The 14,704-nt window shown below is 74.0% G+C and carries 13 protein-coding genes; 6 read left to right on the top strand and 7 right to left on the bottom strand.

Annotated elements, in window-relative coordinates:
- The first annotated feature begins 180 nt into the window (after positions 1-180).
- Positions 181-1,140, top strand: coding sequence for an AraC family transcriptional regulator (locus AC6CH6_RS08635; protein ID WP_498254826.1), 960 nt, complete (start codon positions 181-183; stop codon positions 1,138-1,140).
- Positions 1,141-1,145: 5 nt separating this feature from the next.
- Positions 1,146-2,120, top strand: coding sequence for a helix-turn-helix transcriptional regulator (locus tag AC6CH6_RS08640; protein ID WP_498254827.1), 975 nt, complete (start codon positions 1,146-1,148; stop codon positions 2,118-2,120).
- Here the strand turns inward: AC6CH6_RS08640 and AC6CH6_RS08645 are convergent.
- Positions 2,117-2,812, bottom strand: coding sequence for an SCO1664 family protein (locus AC6CH6_RS08645; RefSeq protein WP_498254828.1), 696 nt, complete (start codon positions 2,810-2,812; stop codon positions 2,117-2,119). The genes AC6CH6_RS08640 and AC6CH6_RS08645 overlap by 4 nt on opposite strands.
- Before the next feature lie 10 nt (positions 2,813-2,822).
- On the bottom strand, positions 2,823-3,467 hold the full coding sequence (locus tag AC6CH6_RS08650; RefSeq protein WP_498254829.1) for an MSMEG_4193 family putative phosphomutase: 645 nt from the start codon (positions 3,465-3,467) through the stop codon (positions 2,823-2,825).
- A 131-nt stretch (positions 3,468-3,598) separates the two neighbouring features.
- On the opposite strand from AC6CH6_RS08650, the gene AC6CH6_RS08655 reads away from it, so the two are divergent.
- Both AC6CH6_RS08655 and AC6CH6_RS08660 read left to right on the top strand, forming a co-directional pair.
- On the top strand, positions 3,599-5,014 hold the full coding sequence (locus tag AC6CH6_RS08655; protein ID WP_498254830.1) for a magnesium chelatase ATPase subunit I: 1,416 nt from the start codon (positions 3,599-3,601) through the stop codon (positions 5,012-5,014).
- A gap of 70 nt (positions 5,015-5,084) precedes the next feature.
- Positions 5,085-7,073, top strand: a complete 1,989-nt coding sequence (locus AC6CH6_RS08660) for a vWA domain-containing protein (protein ID WP_498254831.1) — start codon at positions 5,085-5,087, stop codon at positions 7,071-7,073.
- A gap of 30 nt (positions 7,074-7,103) precedes the next feature.
- Here the strand turns inward: AC6CH6_RS08660 and AC6CH6_RS08665 are convergent, their stop codons facing one another.
- Positions 7,104-8,204 (bottom strand): DUF808 domain-containing protein, encoded by a 1,101-nt coding sequence (locus AC6CH6_RS08665; RefSeq protein WP_498254832.1) that lies wholly within the window; start codon positions 8,202-8,204, stop codon positions 7,104-7,106.
- 269 nt (positions 8,205-8,473) lie between these two features.
- Between AC6CH6_RS08665 and AC6CH6_RS08670 the strand changes: the two genes are divergently transcribed.
- Positions 8,474-9,193 (top strand): alpha/beta hydrolase, encoded by a 720-nt coding sequence (locus tag AC6CH6_RS08670; protein ID WP_498254833.1) that lies wholly within the window; start codon positions 8,474-8,476, stop codon positions 9,191-9,193.
- A 117-nt stretch (positions 9,194-9,310) separates the two neighbouring features.
- On the opposite strand, the gene AC6CH6_RS08675 is transcribed toward AC6CH6_RS08670, so the two are convergent.
- Together AC6CH6_RS08675 and AC6CH6_RS08680 are read right to left on the bottom strand one after the other, a co-directional pair.
- A complete protein-coding gene (locus AC6CH6_RS08675) occupies positions 9,311-10,057 on the bottom strand; it encodes a gamma-glutamyl-gamma-aminobutyrate hydrolase family protein (RefSeq protein ID WP_498254834.1) in 747 nt (248 codons plus the stop codon).
- Positions 10,058-10,543: 486 nt separating this feature from the next.
- Positions 10,544-11,581 carry a zinc-dependent alcohol dehydrogenase family protein gene (locus tag AC6CH6_RS08680; RefSeq protein WP_498254835.1) on the bottom strand — a complete coding sequence of 346 codons (1,038 nt, stop codon included), beginning with the start codon at positions 11,579-11,581 and terminating at the stop codon, positions 10,544-10,546.
- A gap of 239 nt (positions 11,582-11,820) precedes the next feature.
- On the opposite strand from AC6CH6_RS08680, the gene AC6CH6_RS08685 reads away from it, so the two are divergent.
- On the top strand, positions 11,821-12,279 hold the full coding sequence (locus AC6CH6_RS08685; RefSeq protein ID WP_498254836.1) for a hypothetical protein: 459 nt from the start codon (positions 11,821-11,823) through the stop codon (positions 12,277-12,279).
- A gap of 149 nt (positions 12,280-12,428) precedes the next feature.
- On the opposite strand, the gene AC6CH6_RS08690 is transcribed toward AC6CH6_RS08685, so the two are convergent.
- Positions 12,429-13,142, bottom strand: coding sequence for a sulfite exporter TauE/SafE family protein (locus AC6CH6_RS08690; RefSeq protein ID WP_498254837.1), 714 nt, complete (start codon positions 13,140-13,142; stop codon positions 12,429-12,431).
- A 230-nt stretch (positions 13,143-13,372) separates the two neighbouring features.
- On the bottom strand, positions 13,373-14,677 hold the full coding sequence (locus AC6CH6_RS08695) for an Nramp family divalent metal transporter (RefSeq protein WP_240722444.1): 1,305 nt from the start codon (positions 14,675-14,677) through the stop codon (positions 13,373-13,375).
- Between the last annotated feature and the right edge of the window lie 27 nt (positions 14,678-14,704).

Here is a 14,704-nt window from a genome sequence, read left to right on the forward strand (position 1 = left end):
CGCGGAGCCCCCTGGGCTCGGATCGACGGTGCCGGCCGCGGACGCGGGCCGGGGCATCAGGACAGGAACATGGCCACCAAGGTACGCCCGCGCGGGCGTGGCGGGCAAGGGCCCCGGCGGACCCGCCCGACCGGCGGTCCGCGGTCGACTCCCTCGGCGGTCGGGCGTAGCCTGCGGACCATGGACTCCCAGGTGCAGCGGGCCGTGTTCAGCACCCGCGACCCGGCCGAGGGCATCGCGGTGCTCGACGAGGTCTTCGCCATCCGGGGCGTGCGCCGGTCCCCGGACGGCGGCTTCGACATGACCCTGGCCTCGACCGGGATCGACTTCGTCGCCTACGAGCGCGTCCGGCTGAAGGGCTCCTCGTGCACCGGCCGCACGGACGGCGCCGGCGTGCTGCGGGTGTGCCACGTGACGGCGGGCGTGCTGAGCGCCACCAGCGCCGGCGACCGCTTCCCCCGCACCGGGCCCTTCCTGTTCCCGCAGCGCACCTTCACCAGCTGGTGGGACGACCTCGAGGCGACCACCGTGTCCCTGGACCCCGCCGCGGTGGAGGACCACGCCCGGCGGCTGCTGGGGAACGAGGGCTTCCGGCTGGAGTTCACGGGGACCCGCCCGGTGTCGCCGGCCATGACCCAGTACTGGCGCGGGACGGTCTCCCACTTCGCCCGCGACCTCCTGCCCGACTCCCGGGCGATGAGCAGCCCCCTGATCCGCTCCGAGGCCGCCCGCTCCCTCGCCACCGTCCTGCTGCACACCTTTCCCGGGAGCTTCCTGGACCGCAGCGGGACGGCCACCGGGCAGACCCGCCCGGCTCCGGCCGGAGTCCGGCGGGCGGTGGCCTTCATCGAGGAGCACGTGGCCGCGGACGTCGGACCGGCCGACATCGCCGCCGCCGCCAGGATGAGCGTGCGCGGTCTCCAGGCGGCCTTCCGCCGGGAGCTGGACACCACCCCGATGGCCTACCTGCGCGACGCCCGGCTCGACGCCGTCCACCGGGAGCTGCTGGTCGCCGACCCCACGACCGGCTCGACCGTGGAGGCGGTGGCCGCGCGCTGGGGCTTCGGCCACCGCGGCCGCTTCGCCGCCGCCTACCGCGACCGGCACGGCCAGGCCCCCGCCACCACCCTGCGGAGCTGACCGGGATGCCCCAGGAGACGGAGCGGGCGCCGGGGACGCCGATCCGCCTGCACACGGCGACCACCGACCCGGAGGTGGCTAACGAGGCGCTGCAGCAGATCTACACCAGTGCGCGCATGGGCACGATCACCGACGAGTCGTCCTTCCTGTACCGCCAGGACGTGCTGGGCGACGCCGACCTCCAACTGGGCCGGCTCACCTTCCGCGGCAGCATCGCCGGCCGGATGGTGCTCGACGACATGTTCTCGGTCGTCGTGCCCCGCGCCGGGGGCGTCGACTGGAGCATCGACGGCCGGACGGGCAGCGGGCTCGGGGTGTTCCTGCTGCAGCCGGGCCAGGAGTACTACGGCGAGGTGGACCAGCTGCTGGTCGACTCGGTCACCATCGACCGGTCCACGCTGCGGGAGACCGCCCGGACGGTCCACGGGGACGAGACCCTCGAGGTCGCCTTCAACAGCCCGCGCCCGCACTCCCCCGCCCGGGAGAGGCACTGGAGGAGCACCTTCGCGTTCGTGCAGCAGATCCTGGCCGACCCCGAGGTCGCCTCCCTCCCCCTGCTGCGCGCGGATCTGCGGCGGCGGGTGTCGGTGGCGACCCTGGAGGCGTTCGCCTTCGCCGGGGAGCCCGTGGCCCGGCGCGCGTCGGCCGCCGGGCAGCAGACGGCCTACCGGGACGCGGTCGAGTTCCTGCACGCCGCCGCGTCCTCGCCGATCACGGTCGAGGACGTCGCCCGCCACGCGGGGGTGAGCACCGTGGAGCTCGTCCGGGCCTTCCACTCCCACGCCGGGACCACGCCGGGGGCCTATCTGCGCGAGCTGCGGCTGGTGGCCGCCCACGACGACCTGGTGCAGGGCGACCCGGCCCGCGGCGACACCGTGCGCGGCATCGCCCGGCGCTGGGGCATGAACCACCCCGGCGACTTCGCGCGCCGCCACCGGCAGGCCTACGGCGAGAACCCGGCCGCCACCCTGCGCCGTTAGAGCAGCGGCCAGGGGATCCGGCGGCCGGTGACGTCGACCGGCAGGACCGCCTCGTCGAGGAGCCGGCGCACCCGCCGCCGCAGCGCGGCCACCTCCGCGGCGTCGAGGAGTTCGGCGAGTTCGGCGGGGACGTCGTCGGCCAGCGGGGCGATGTCCTGGAGCAGGTCCTCGGGCACGGGCTCGCCGGAGAAGTCCCAGACGACGGTCCGCAGCTTGAACGCCGCCGCGAAGCACAGACCGTGGTCGATCCCCCAGATCCGGCCGTCGGCGCCCCGCAGCACGTGGCCGCCCTTGCGGTCGGCGTTGTTGGCCACGAGGTCGAACAGCGCGATCCGGCGCAGGGCGTCGTGGGAGTCGGGGGCGGCGTCGTAGAGGGTGAAGTAGTGCTGCCGCGGGTCGTGCTCCACGAACCGCTGCAGGGACCCCGTGCCGAACGGGCCGTCCTGGCGCAGGACGGTGGGCGGGACGATGCCCCAGCCCAGGAACTCGCTCAGCACGTACGCGGCGCGCTCCCGCCGGTGCAGGCCGGGACGGAAGTCGAGCAGCGGCCGCTCGCCCTCGAGGGGCTTGTAGATCCCCCAGGCCGTCTCCTCCTCGAGCGTGACCTCGACGAGCAGCGCCGAGTTGCTGCTCTCCCGGATCAGTCCGAGGAGCTCCATCCGGCCCTCCGCCAGGAGCACGAGCTCGCCCATCAGCGTCCGCTCACGACACCCTCAGGCCGGCCAGCGGCTCGTCCGTGGAGTTCACGGTGAGCACGGCCGGCGCCTGCCCCGGCGGGTACGAGATCGCCGAGACGGAGCACGGGCTGACCACGATGCGCTGGAAGAGGTCCAGGTGCGTGCCCAGGGCGTGGGCGAGGGCCGCCTTGATGGGGTCGGCGTGCGAGAAGCAGACCACCACCCCGCCCTCGTGGGTGGCGCGCACCCGGTCCACGGCGCCCACGGTGCGCGCCTGCATCTCGGGGAAGCTCTCGCCGCCGGGGAAGCGGAAGGTCGAGGGCGCCCGCTGGACGGTCGACCACGCCTTGAGCCGGGTGAGGCGGGAGAGCTCCTCGCCCGTCCACTCCCCGAAGTCGCACTCGAGCAGTCCCGGCTCCACGACGGCCTCCCGGCCGGTCCGGGCCGCGGTCGGCGCCGCGGTCTCGCGCGTGCGCTCGAGCGGTGAGGTGTACACGGCGTCGACGCGCACGCCCGCGAGCCGCTCCGCCACCCGGTCCGCCTGGGCCCGGCCGCGCTCGGACAGGTGCAGGCCGGGGGCTCGCCCCGGCAGGACCTTGCCCGTGGTGGGGGTCTCCCCGTGCCGCACGAGCAGGACGAGGGTGCTCCGTGGTGCCTTGCGAGTGACCATGATGCCCCAGCGTACTGGCGGGGGCCCCGGGGCCACAGGGGCCCCCGCGCTCGTCGTCGTCGGGCGCCGCCTGCGAGGACGCCGGACCCGGCCCGGGGGCGCCCTCTTGACGCCGGGGTTAGGTTGGCGCTGTGACTGATCGCACCGATCACCCTGACATCCGCACGCTCGGCGAGCTCCGCGCCGCCGGCGTGACCCACCGGACGCTGCGCGAGGAGATCCGCGAGAACCTCCTGCGCACGCTGACCGAGGGCGGTGACCCCTGGCCGGGCCTGCACGGGCTCGGGCGCACGGTCCTGCCGCAGCTCGAGCGGGCCCTGCTCGCCGGCCACGACGTGGTGCTGCTGGGCGAGCGCGGCCAGGGCAAGACCCGCCTGCTGCGCACCCTCGCCGGCCTGCTCGACGAGTGGTCCCCCGCCATCGAGGGGTCGGAGCTCAACGAGCACCCCCTGGAGCCGCTGACCGAGGCGTCGCGGCGCCGGATCCTGCTCGAGGGCGACGAGCTGCCCGTGGTCTGGCGGCACCGGTCGGAGCGCTACGTCGAGAAGCTCGCCACCCCGGACACGTCCGTGGCGGACCTCATCGGGGACGTGGACCCGATGCGCGTGGCCGAGGGCCGGCGGCTCGGGGACCCGGAGACCATCCACTACGGGCTCGTGCCCCGCTCGCACCGCGGGATCGTGGCGATCAACGAGCTGCCCGACCTGGCCGAGCGCATCCAGGTGGCCATGCTCAACGTGATGGAGGAGCGGGACATCCAGATCCGCGGCTACGTCCTGCGGCTGCCGCTGGACGTGCTCGTGGTGGCCACGGCCAACCCCGAGGACTACACGAACCGCGGCCGGATCATCACGCCGCTCAAGGACCGGTTCGGCGCCGAGATCCGCACCCACTACCCGCTCGAGCTGGAGGACGAGATCGCCGTGATCCGCCAGGAGGCCGAGCTGATCGCCGAGGTCCCGGACACGATCCTGGAGACCCTGGCCCGGTTCACCCGCCTGCTGCGGGAGTCCTCCGCGGTGGACCAGCGCTCGGGGGTGTCGGCGCGCTTCGCCATCGCGGGCGCGGAGACGGTCGCGGCCGCGGCGCTGCGCCGCGCCACGATCCGCGGCGAGGCGGAGGCGGTCGCCCGGATGGTGGACATGGAGACGGCCACCGACGTCCTGGCCGGGAAGATCGAGTTCGAGTCCGGCGAGGAGGGCCGCGAGCGCGCGATCCTCGACCACCTGCTCCGCCGGGCCACCGCCGAGACCGTCCGCGGCCGCTTCCGCGGTCTCGACCTCGGGCCGGTCGTGGAGGCCTTCGACGGCCGCACGACCGTGTCCACCGGCGACGACGTCTCCGCCCAGGACTTCCTCGCCGGGCTCCCCGAGCTGACGGCCTCCGGCGACGACGGGGCCGCGACCGCCTACGACGAGATCGCCGCACGCCTCGGCGCGAGCACGCCGGGCCAGCGCGCCAGCGCGATCGAGCTGGCGCTGGAGGGGCTCTACCTCGCCCAGAAGATCTCCAAGGACGCCGACGAGGCCGGCACCGTCTACGGCTGACCGCACGGCCGGCACCAGGACCCGCACCGGGTTCCGCACCGGGACACAGAGAAGACACAGAGGGGGCGTCATGCCCGCACACCACCGGTCCTCGAGGTACGGCCGGTACACCGGAGGACCCGATCCGCTGGCTCCGCCGGTGGACCTCTCCGAGGCGCTCGAGGCCGTCTCCGAGGACGTCATGGCCGGGTACTCGCCGGAGCACGCGCTGCGCGAGTTCCTCCGGCGGGGCGGCCGCGGCCGCGACGGCCTGGACGACCTGTCCCGGCGCCTGCAGCAGCGCCGGCGCGAGCTGCTGCAGCGCCACGGACTGGGCGGCACGCTCGAGGAGGCGAAGAAGCTCCTGGACAAGGCGCTGCGCCTGGAGCGCGAGCAGTTCCTGCGGGACGCCCGGATGGACCCGATGGACCGCTCCTTCCGGGAGATGCAGCTCGACGGCCTGCCGAGCTCCACGGCCGCCGCCGTCAGCGAGCTCGCGTCCTACGACTGGCAGTCCCAGTCCGCCCGGGAGGCCTACGAGCAGATCAAGGACCTCCTCGGCCGCGAGCTGCTCGACCAGCGCTTCGCCGGGATGAAGCAGGCCCTGGAGAACGCCACGGACGCCGACCGGGAGGCCGTGGCCGAGATGCTCCGGGACCTCAACGAGCTGCTCGAGAAGCACGGGCGGGGCGAGGACACCGAGGAGGACTTCCAGGACTTCATGGCGAAGCATGGGGAGCACTTCCCCGAGAACCCGCAGTCGGTCGACGAGCTGATCGACGCCCTGGCCCAGCGCGCGGCGGCGGCCCAGCGGATGCTGAACTCCATGTCCCCCGAGCAGCGCCAGGAGCTGATGCAGCTCTCCGCCCAGGCGTTCGGCTCCCCCGAGCTGATGGACCAGCTCGGCCGGCTCGACGCGAACCTGCAGGGGCTGCGCCCCGGCGAGGACTGGGGCGGGTCGGAGGGCTTCGAGGGCCAGGACGGCCTGGGCCTCGGCGACGGGACGGGCGTGCTCCAGGACATTGCCGAGCTCGACTCCCTCGCCGAGCAGCTGGCGCAGCACCACCGGGGCGCCAACCTGGACGACATGGACCTCGACGCGCTCGCACGGCAGCTGGGCGAGGACGCCGCGGTCTCGGCCCGGACCCTCACCGAGCTGGAGCGGGCGATGCGGGACAGCGGCTACCTGCAGCGCGGCGCCGACGGGGACCTGCGGCTCTCGCCCCGCGCCGTGCGCCGGATCGGGAAGGCGCTGATGCGGGACGCCGCGCAGAACCTGTCCTCCCGGACCGGTCAGCGCGACACCCGCCTCGCCGGTGCGGCCGGCGAGCCCTCCGGCGCCACCCGGGAGTGGCAGTTCGGGGACGCCGAGTCGTGGGACACCACCCGCACCATCACCAACGCGATCCGGCGCACCGCCGCCGAGGGCGGCGACGTCCGGCGCGGGCTGCGCCTCGACGTCCGCGACATCGAGGTCGCCGAGACCGAGGCGCGCACACAGGCCGCCGTCGTCCTCCTCGTGGACACCTCGTTCTCCATGGCCGCCGAGGGGCGCTGGGTGCCCATGAAGCGCACGGCGCTCGCGCTCCACCACCTCGTCTCCACCCGGTTCCGGGGGGACCAGCTGCAGATCGTCGCGTTCGGCCGCTACGCCCGCGCCCTGCCGGTCGACGAGCTCACGGGGCTGCCGCCGGTGCGGGAGCAGGGCACCAACCTGCACCACGCGCTGCTGCTCGCCACGCGGTTCTTCCGCAAGCACCCCTCGATGCAGCCTGTCCTGCTCGTGGTCACCGACGGGGAGCCCACGGCGCACCTGCTGCCCGACGGCGAGAGCTGGTTCTCCTGGCCCACGGAGCCGGAGACCCTGCGCGCCACGGTCGAGGAGCTCGACCGGCTGGGACGCATGGGGGCCCAGGCGACGTTCTTCCGGCTCGGCGACGACCCGGGGCTGGAGCGGTTCCTGCGGCGGATGGCCGAGCGGATCGACGGGCGCGTGGTGGCGCCGGACCCGGGGGACCTGGGCTCCGCCGTCCTGGACGAGTACCTCAACGCCCGCGCCGGGGACCCCGACGACCTCTGAGCGGACTCCCGGCGCGCCCGGCCACTGGGGTCAGCGGGCCGCGGTGGAGCCCCCGTCGGCCGGCGGGGTGGGGTCGGACGGGCCGGACGGTCCCGCGCCCTCCTCCGCCGAGGACGCCGCCGAGGAGGACGCCGCCGAGGAGTGCTTCCCGTGGTGCTCGTCCTGCGCCTCGTGGGCGGCGTGCTCGGCCTCGTGCTCGCCCTTGCCGAAGGGCAGCAGCTCCCAGACCAGCACCAGGACGGCGCCCCAGGCCAGGCCCAGGACGGCGGAGAAGAAGGTGTTCGTGAGCCAGGCGAGCGCCGCGCCGAGACCGCCGGGGACGGCGTCGTGCACGAGCACCTCCACGTGGTGGACGGCCGCGTACGGGGCGTGCCAGCCCAGGTCGTCGAGGCCGACGAGGACGATGTGCCCGCCCACCCAGATCATGGCGGCGGTGCCCACGACCGAGATGACCGTGAGCAGCCCGGGCATGCCCTTCACCAGGCCGTGGCCGATCTTCTGCGTGGTCGGGGAGGACCGTCCGGCCAGGTGCAGGCCGAAGTCGTCCATCCGGATGATCAGCGCCACCACCCCGTAGACCAGGACGGTGATGCCGATGGCCACGACCACCAGGATGGCGGCCCGCGAGAGCAGGGGCTCGCCGGCCACCTCGTTGAGGGAGATGACCATGATCTCGGCCGAGAGGATCAGGTCGGTGCGCACCGCGCCCCCGACCATCGTGTCCTCCGCGTCCTTGCCCTTCTCGACCACGGGGGTCTTGGTCTTGGCCCCGTGGCCCGAGACCTTCGACCAGATCTTCTCGGCCCCCTCGAAGCACAGGTAGCTGCCGCCGAGCATGAGGATCGGGGTGAGCAGCCACGGCGCGAACTGGCTCAGCAGCAGGATGACCGGGAGGATGAAGATGAGCTTGTTGCGCAGCGAGCCCTTGGTGATGCGCCAGATGATGGGCAGCTCACGGGCCGGGGAGACGTCCTGGACGTACTGCGGGGTCACGGCGGTGTCGTCGACGACGACGCCGGCGGCCTTCATGCTCGCCCGGCCCGCCGCCGCGCCGATGTCGTCCACGGAGGCGGCGGTGACGCGGGCGATGGCGGCGACGTCGTCCAGCAGGGCCATCAGACCGCCGCTCATCGGAGGACCTCCGGCGCGGTCTCAACAGGGGCGGGCGGAGCCGCGGTGGTGATCAGCATGATGACAGAGTAGGGCCTCGGACGCCCGGATGCTCCCGCGGGGGACGAACGGGCACCGATGTCCTGCCGTTCCGCGGAGCCGGTGGTGTTGCGCCCGGTGCCGGGGACGCTCCGGCACCGGACCGTCCACCACCGGCCCGTCCACCACCGCTCAGGAAGCACCCGGCCAGGAAACACTGACCCGGAAGCACCGACCAGGAGGCACCCCGCATGGACCCCGTTCACCCTGCCGCCGGACCGGCGGGGGCGCGACCGCCCGCGCCGTCGCCCGCTCCGCACGTCGTCGTCCTCCCCGGCGGCGGGTACGCCCGGCACGCGGACCACGAGGGCGAGCCCGTGGCCGAGTGGCTCCGCGGCCTCGGCCTCTCCGCCGGCGTCCTCCGCTATCCCGTGCACGCCAGGCACCCCGCCCCCGTGGACGCGGTGCGCGCCGAGGTCCGCCGGGTCAGGGCGGCCGGGGCCGGGCGGATCGTCCTGCTGGGGTTCTCCGCCGGCGGGCACCTGGCCGGGCACGCCGCGCTCACCGCACCGGCCTCGGGGTCCGAGCGGGTCGACGCCGTGGTCCTCGGCTACCCGGTGGTGTCCATGCAGCTCGACACGCACCGGGGGTCGCAGGAGGAGCTCCTGGGCCCGGGGCCCTCCGCCGAGGCGCGGGCGGCCACGTCCCTCGACCGGCTGGTGACCCGGGCCGCGCCGCCCTTCTTCGTGTGGCACACCGCCGACGACCCGTCCGTGCCGGTGCAGCACTCCTACCTGCTGGCCCAGGCGCTGGCGCGCCGGGGAGTGCCCCACGCCCTCCACGTCTTTCCCCGCGGACCGCACGGACTCGGGCTGGCCGGCGGCACCGGTGCGCCCGCGGCCTGGCCGGCGCTGTGCGCCGCGTGGCTGGCCGGCCTGGCGGAGGACGTCACGCCGCCCGCCGCCCGGTGAGGACCGCCGGCCGCCGACGCACCCTCGAGCAGGCCCACCCGCCCGGGGTCCGGCCGCCGCCCCTCCGGTCCGCGCCGCGGCGTGGCGCTCCGCGGCGCGGACCGGAGACGGACCGGCTCACGCGGCCAGCACGCGCGACCTGGGGACGCGGCGCCGCCCGGACCCGGCCTGCTCCACGAACGCGGAGAACAGCCGCCCCCGGTCCGCGGCCGAGCCGTGGGAGTCCTCCGGGTGCCACTGCACCCCGACGGCCCAGGTGCGGTCCAGGTGCTCCGTCGCCTCGGCCACGCCGTCCTCGGCCACGGCGGTGACGCGCAGCTCGGGGGCCACGACCCCCAGGGCCTGGTGGTGGTCCGACCGGACGGTGAGCCGCCGGGCGCCGAAGACGGCGGCCAACCTGCTCCCGGGCTCCAGGGCGACCTCCTCCTCGGGGCACACAGGGTCCCCCGGCGCACCGCGGTGTCCGTGGCCGGTGCCGAGATCGGGGACGAGAGTTCCTCCGCAGGCCAGGTTGAGCAGCTGGGCCCCCCGTCCGATCGCCAGCAGCGGGGCGTCGCGGTCGAGGCTCTGCTCGAGGAGGTCCACGGTGTAGAGGTCGGCGCGCCGGTCGACCCCGTACCCGTTGGGCACGGGTCCGCCCGCCCCGTAGAGGGCAGGGTCGACGTCCCCTCCTCCGAGCACCAGCACCGCGTCCGCGGAGGCGGCGACGGCGGGGTCGGGCAGCTCCCGGGCACTGGAGTCGACCAGGATCGGCCGGGCGCCGGTGTTGACCAGGCACTGCAGCGCGGTGCGGGTGCGGCGGCGCATCAGGTCCCGGGTCTGCGGGGTGAGGCCCGGGAAGTTCAGCGACACCACGGTCGCCACGGTGGGCGCTTTGGCACGGAGGCTCCACAGTCCTACGGGAGTCACCTCGTGCGCATTCAGATGAACGGCCTGTCGGTTCATGCTGTCATCTCCTGTTCGATCATGAGGTCCTCGCTCCGAGCCGGGTGGCGGGCGCACGCGGCGCCGGCGGGCCGGCCGGAGGGAGGAGTTCAGGCCCGAAGCGTTTTCGGGGGCACCTGGTGAGTTGTTGCGGAGCTGGACGGTGGCGGTGGAGCCGACCGGGATGGGAGCGGCGGACACCGGGGTGAACGGCGGTCGCCCTTCACACGATGCACCGGGGAAGTTCGCGTCCCCCGAGTGGTGCAGATCACTCTGCCCGAGGCGGAAGGGGGTGCACCCCTCTTTTCCGGAAGAACATTGCCGATTCTTCACGATCGACGAAAATCGGCTGTCAGGATGCGGGGACGGGCAGCGGCGGGTGGTCCCCGGCGCCGGGGTCGGTCCGCTCGCCGCCTCCGAGGGGATCTACAGCGCGGGATCGATCATCGTCATGCCGGCGACCGTCGCGGTGTCGAACACCGGCAGCAGCGCCGCCGCCTCGTCGAGTCCGATGGTGCGCTCGATGAGCTTCTGGGGCTGCAGTGCGCCCTGCTCGATGAGCGCCATCATGGCCGGATAGTCGGCCGCGGCCATGCCGTGGCTGCCGAGCAGGTCCAGCTCCCAGCCGATGACCCGCGCCATCGGCACGCGCGGGTGGCCCTCGACCGGCGGCAGCAGGCCGATCTGGACGTGCCGGCCCCGCCGGCGCAGGCTGAGGACCGCATCGGCGCAGGTCTGTTCGCTGCCCACGGCGTCGACGGCGACGTGGCCACCCCCGCCGGTGAGGGCGGCGACCGCCGCGGGGACGTCGCGCCCGTCCGCGCGCAGCGTGTGCTCCGCGCCGAGCTCGCGGGCGAGGGCGAGCGCCTCCGGGTTGCGGTCGACCGCGATCACGCGTCCGCCCAGTGCCCGGGCGATCATCACCGCGCTGAGCCCCACCCCGCCGGCTCCGACCACGGTGACCCACTCCCCCTCGGCGAGGCGCGCCCGGTCGGCCAGGGCCCGGTACGCCGTGGCGAACCGGCACCCCAGCGCGGCCGCGGTGGCGAGGTCGACGTGCTCGGGGACGGCCACGAGGTTCGTGTCGGCCCCGTGCAGGGCGACGTACTCGGCGAAGGACCCCCAGTGGGTGAATCCCGGCTGCTGCTGATCGGGGCAGACCTGCGCGTTGCCGGAACGGCACCACTCGCACCGGCCGCAGCCGCAGACGAAGGGGACGGTCACCCGGTCCCCGGTGCTCCACCGGCGCACGCCCGCCCCCACCGCGACGATCACCCCGGCCAGTTCGTGCCCGGGGACGTGGGGCAGCGCGATCTCGTCGTGCCCCGCCCAGGCGTGCCAGTCGCTGCGGCACAGGCCCGTGGCCTCCACCCGGACGACCACCCCGTCGGGCGGTGCCGTGGGCTCGGCGACGTCACGGACCTCCGGCCGGCCCCGGACAGCATCGATCACCACTGCGCGCATGCCCCCCACTCTCCCACGCCCGTGCGGCACCGGCAGGGGTGTGAGCAAGGAGACAGCGCTCGTCGATGCGTCACTCGGCGCCGTGGTGGTAGACCGGTCGTTGGAGACACCGCATGCTGTCGGTGCGGCGCGGCGCTGGGGCATCCTGTCCCCTGCCGGGCCCGGCTCCGCCCGGGGAGCTCGCCGCCGCTCTCCCCGCTGTTCGCCTTCCCCATCAGCCCGTGCCCGGAGGAGCCCCGTTGAGTGTGAAGCAGTTCTTGGACGAGTACGGCCGGTGCCGGACCGTCTCCCCCTCGGTACGGGTCTTCGCCGACGTGGCGGTCACCCCGCGCACCCCGGCCCCGGCGTGGTGGAACCATCCGGTGACGATCATGTTCGTCGCGGTGATCGGCGCGGCCCTCTCCTTCACCACTCCCGCCCTGCCGGCGCTGTCGGGACTCCTGGTCGCGATCTCCGGCGTGGCCCTGGCGTCCCTGGCCGAGATCGACCGTGGACGCTGGTCGGCCAGTCGCGCGCGCGCCGTCGAGGAGTCGGTGTGGATCGCCGATCAGTGCGGGTACCGCGTGGACACCGCCGGTGGAGCCCTGCGGTGGAGGAACGACGACCGGAGCATGGTCGCCCGGCTCGGTCACCGCGGTGGCGGGTGGGACCTGGTCCTGCTCGACGTCGAGGCCCCGGCTCTCGGGAGCGACCGCTGACGAAGGTCTTCTCCCGCCCCGTCCTCTGATCGTCGCCTCGCGCCGGACGGCGTCGGTGCCCGTCCGCGGCCCGGCGGCCCGTTGCGCGCAGCACGGGCACGATGTCGGTCACCGAGGCCCCCGGGGCGGAGCAGTGGGCGCTCCAGGCGCTACAGGGAGTTCCACAGCACGAGAGCCGCGCCCAGCGTGGAGACCGACAGCGCCACGCGGCGCACTCGTTGCCGGCCCAGGCGCCTGTTGACCAGCCCGGACAGGGCGAACCCCAGGATCATCGCCGGGGTGAGGATCGCGGCGAACTGCAGGATGTGCTGATCCAGGGCTCCGACCGCGGCGAGGCCGACCAGGGACATGAGGGCTCCCACGAGGAAGAAGGCGCTCATGGTGCCGCGCAGCTGTGCGGTGGAGGAGCCCTGCCACACCAGCGCCATGGGCGGGCCCCCGATGGCCGTGGCGGTCCCGAGCGCCCCGGAGGCCGCCCCGGCGACGGCGACGGTGACGGGACGGGGCGCGGGGCGCCAACCCCAGATGCTCAGCAGGACACCCAGCAGCACCGTACCGGCCAGCGTCAACGCCAGCCCGCGGGCGGGCAGGAAGGCCACCAGGGCAGCACCGATCACCGTGCCGGGGACCCGTCCGAGCAGGGCCCACCCTGTCCCGGACAGGTCGATGGCCGTGCGGTCCCGGAGCACCCCGAGCACGGTGACGCCGGCTACGAGCAGCACGATGGACCCCGGCAGCAGCGAGGGATCGACCAGAGCGATCGCCGGGGCCGCCAGCATCCCCAGTCCGAATCCGATCGCCCCCTGCAGGCAGGCCGCCAGGACGATCACCACGGCGATGATGACGAGCTCCACACCACTCATGTCTGCACCTTCCTACGCTTCGGGGCTGGTTGGTCGGATCTTCCCGGGTGGAACGAGGCCATCACGGCCAACCGTGCATCCACCGGGGCCTTGCACGGCGATCATCCCCAGCCGGGTAGGGCCGATGGCAGAGGGCGGGAACCACTGGTGTGGTTCCCGCCCTGTGCGTTCCGTGTGGGCTGGAGGTGTGGTTCCCGCCCTGTGCGTTCCGTGTGGGCTGGAGGTGTGGCTCAGCCGATCAGCGTGGTGAGGAGCCGGTAGCAGGTGGCCAGGATCGCGGCCAGGCCGAGCAGGCCCAGGGCGGTCTGCCACCAGCGGTTCGCGTAGCGGCCCATCACGTCGCGGCGGGTGGCCATGATCAGCAGCAGGACGCCCAGCAGCGGGGCGACGATCACGGTCAGCGCCTGGGCGGTGATGATCAGCTGGATCGGGGAGCCCTGGGCGAGCAGGGTCACGGCCAGGCCGAAGGCCAGGACCACGCAGATCATGGCCTTCACCCGGTGGCGGTCCAGTTTGTTGCCCCAGCCCAGCGTGTCCGAGATGAGGGTGCCTCCGGCGGTGGCGTTGGCGATCATCGAGGAGAACGCCGCCCCGGTGAACCCGAGGCCGAAGACGGTCGTGCCGATCGGCCCGGCCAACGGCTCCAGGACCTTGGACAGGTCCCCCAGGGTGGCGGCGGTGCCGCCGGTGGCCTGCAGGGCGGTGGCCGCGACCACGATGACCAGGATGGTCATGATGCCGGGGGCGACGATGCCGGGGATGGTGTCGGCCAGGGTGGTGGCCTTGTACTGCTCGGGGCGCAGGCCCCGTTCCCTCGAGGCGTAGCCGGTGTAGAAGGCGGCGTTGATCGAGAAGTTGGTGCCGACCAGGGCCACCAGCAGCATCCCGGCTCCGGGGGGCAGGGACGGGATGAATCCGTCGGACACCTCGACCCAGTCGGGCTGGGTGAGCAGCGCCGAGGCGAGGAACCCGGCGGCCATCAGGGCGATGATCGCCAGCAGTCCCCGTTCGAAGAGCTTGTAGTAGTTCGGTGCCCAGGCCACCACGCCCACGAGCACGGTGCAGGCCAGGGTCCACAGGGTCGGGGAGCCGCCGAAGACCATGGACATCCCCAGCCCGGAGCCCACCGCGTTGCCCACGGAGAACATCAGGGTGATCAAGAAGACCCCGATGCCGGCGGCCACCCCGGTGATCTTGCCGAGGTGCATCTTGATCATCTGGATCAGGGAGCGGTCGGAGGCCAGGGCGATCCGCACGCTCATGTCGGTGAAGCCGAGCATCAGGAGGGTGGAGACGGCGATGACCCAGATCAGGTCGTAGCCGTGGAGGCTGCCGGCCTGGACTGCCGAGGTCAGGTTGCCCGGGCCGAACTGCCAGGCCCCGACGATGAACCCCGGGCCCATCAGGGCCAGCGCGCCCAGCAGCCGGGATCGGCGGGTGGGTCGGGCGGGGGGTTCAGTGCCGAGTGCGGGGGTCTCGGAGTCGGTCACCTCGTGAGTGGCCGGGTGCGCGGACTTCTTGGATCGAGCAGTCATGCTGGTCATCGTCGTTCTCCACCGTCC

This window comes from Kocuria sp. GQ42 (assembly GCF_059758435.1).

Excerpts from the sequence above, each read along its gene's own strand:
- AC6CH6_RS08650 (WP_498254829.1), bottom strand. The coding sequence starts at position 3,467 with ATGGTCACTCGCAAGGCACCACGGAGCACCCTCGTCCTGCTCGTGCGG.
- AC6CH6_RS08640 (WP_498254827.1), top strand. The coding sequence starts at position 1,146 with ATGCCCCAGGAGACGGAGCGGGCGCCGGGGACGCCGATCCGCCTGCAC.
- AC6CH6_RS08660 (WP_498254831.1), top strand. The coding sequence starts at position 5,085 with ATGCCCGCACACCACCGGTCCTCGAGGTACGGCCGGTACACCGGAGGA.
- AC6CH6_RS08680 (WP_498254835.1), bottom strand. The coding sequence starts at position 11,581 with ATGCGCGCAGTGGTGATCGATGCTGTCCGGGGCCGGCCGGAGGTCCGT.
- AC6CH6_RS08635 (WP_498254826.1), top strand. The coding sequence starts at position 181 with ATGGACTCCCAGGTGCAGCGGGCCGTGTTCAGCACCCGCGACCCGGCC.
- AC6CH6_RS08670 (WP_498254833.1), top strand. The coding sequence starts at position 8,474 with ATGGACCCCGTTCACCCTGCCGCCGGACCGGCGGGGGCGCGACCGCCC.
- AC6CH6_RS08665 (WP_498254832.1), bottom strand. The coding sequence starts at position 8,204 with ATGAGCGGCGGTCTGATGGCCCTGCTGGACGACGTCGCCGCCATCGCC.
- AC6CH6_RS08695 (WP_240722444.1), bottom strand. The coding sequence starts at position 14,677 with ATGACTGCTCGATCCAAGAAGTCCGCGCACCCGGCCACTCACGAGGTG.
- AC6CH6_RS08690 (WP_498254837.1), bottom strand. The coding sequence starts at position 13,142 with ATGAGTGGTGTGGAGCTCGTCATCATCGCCGTGGTGATCGTCCTGGCG.
- AC6CH6_RS08645 (WP_498254828.1), bottom strand. The coding sequence starts at position 2,812 with ATGGGCGAGCTCGTGCTCCTGGCGGAGGGCCGGATGGAGCTCCTCGGA.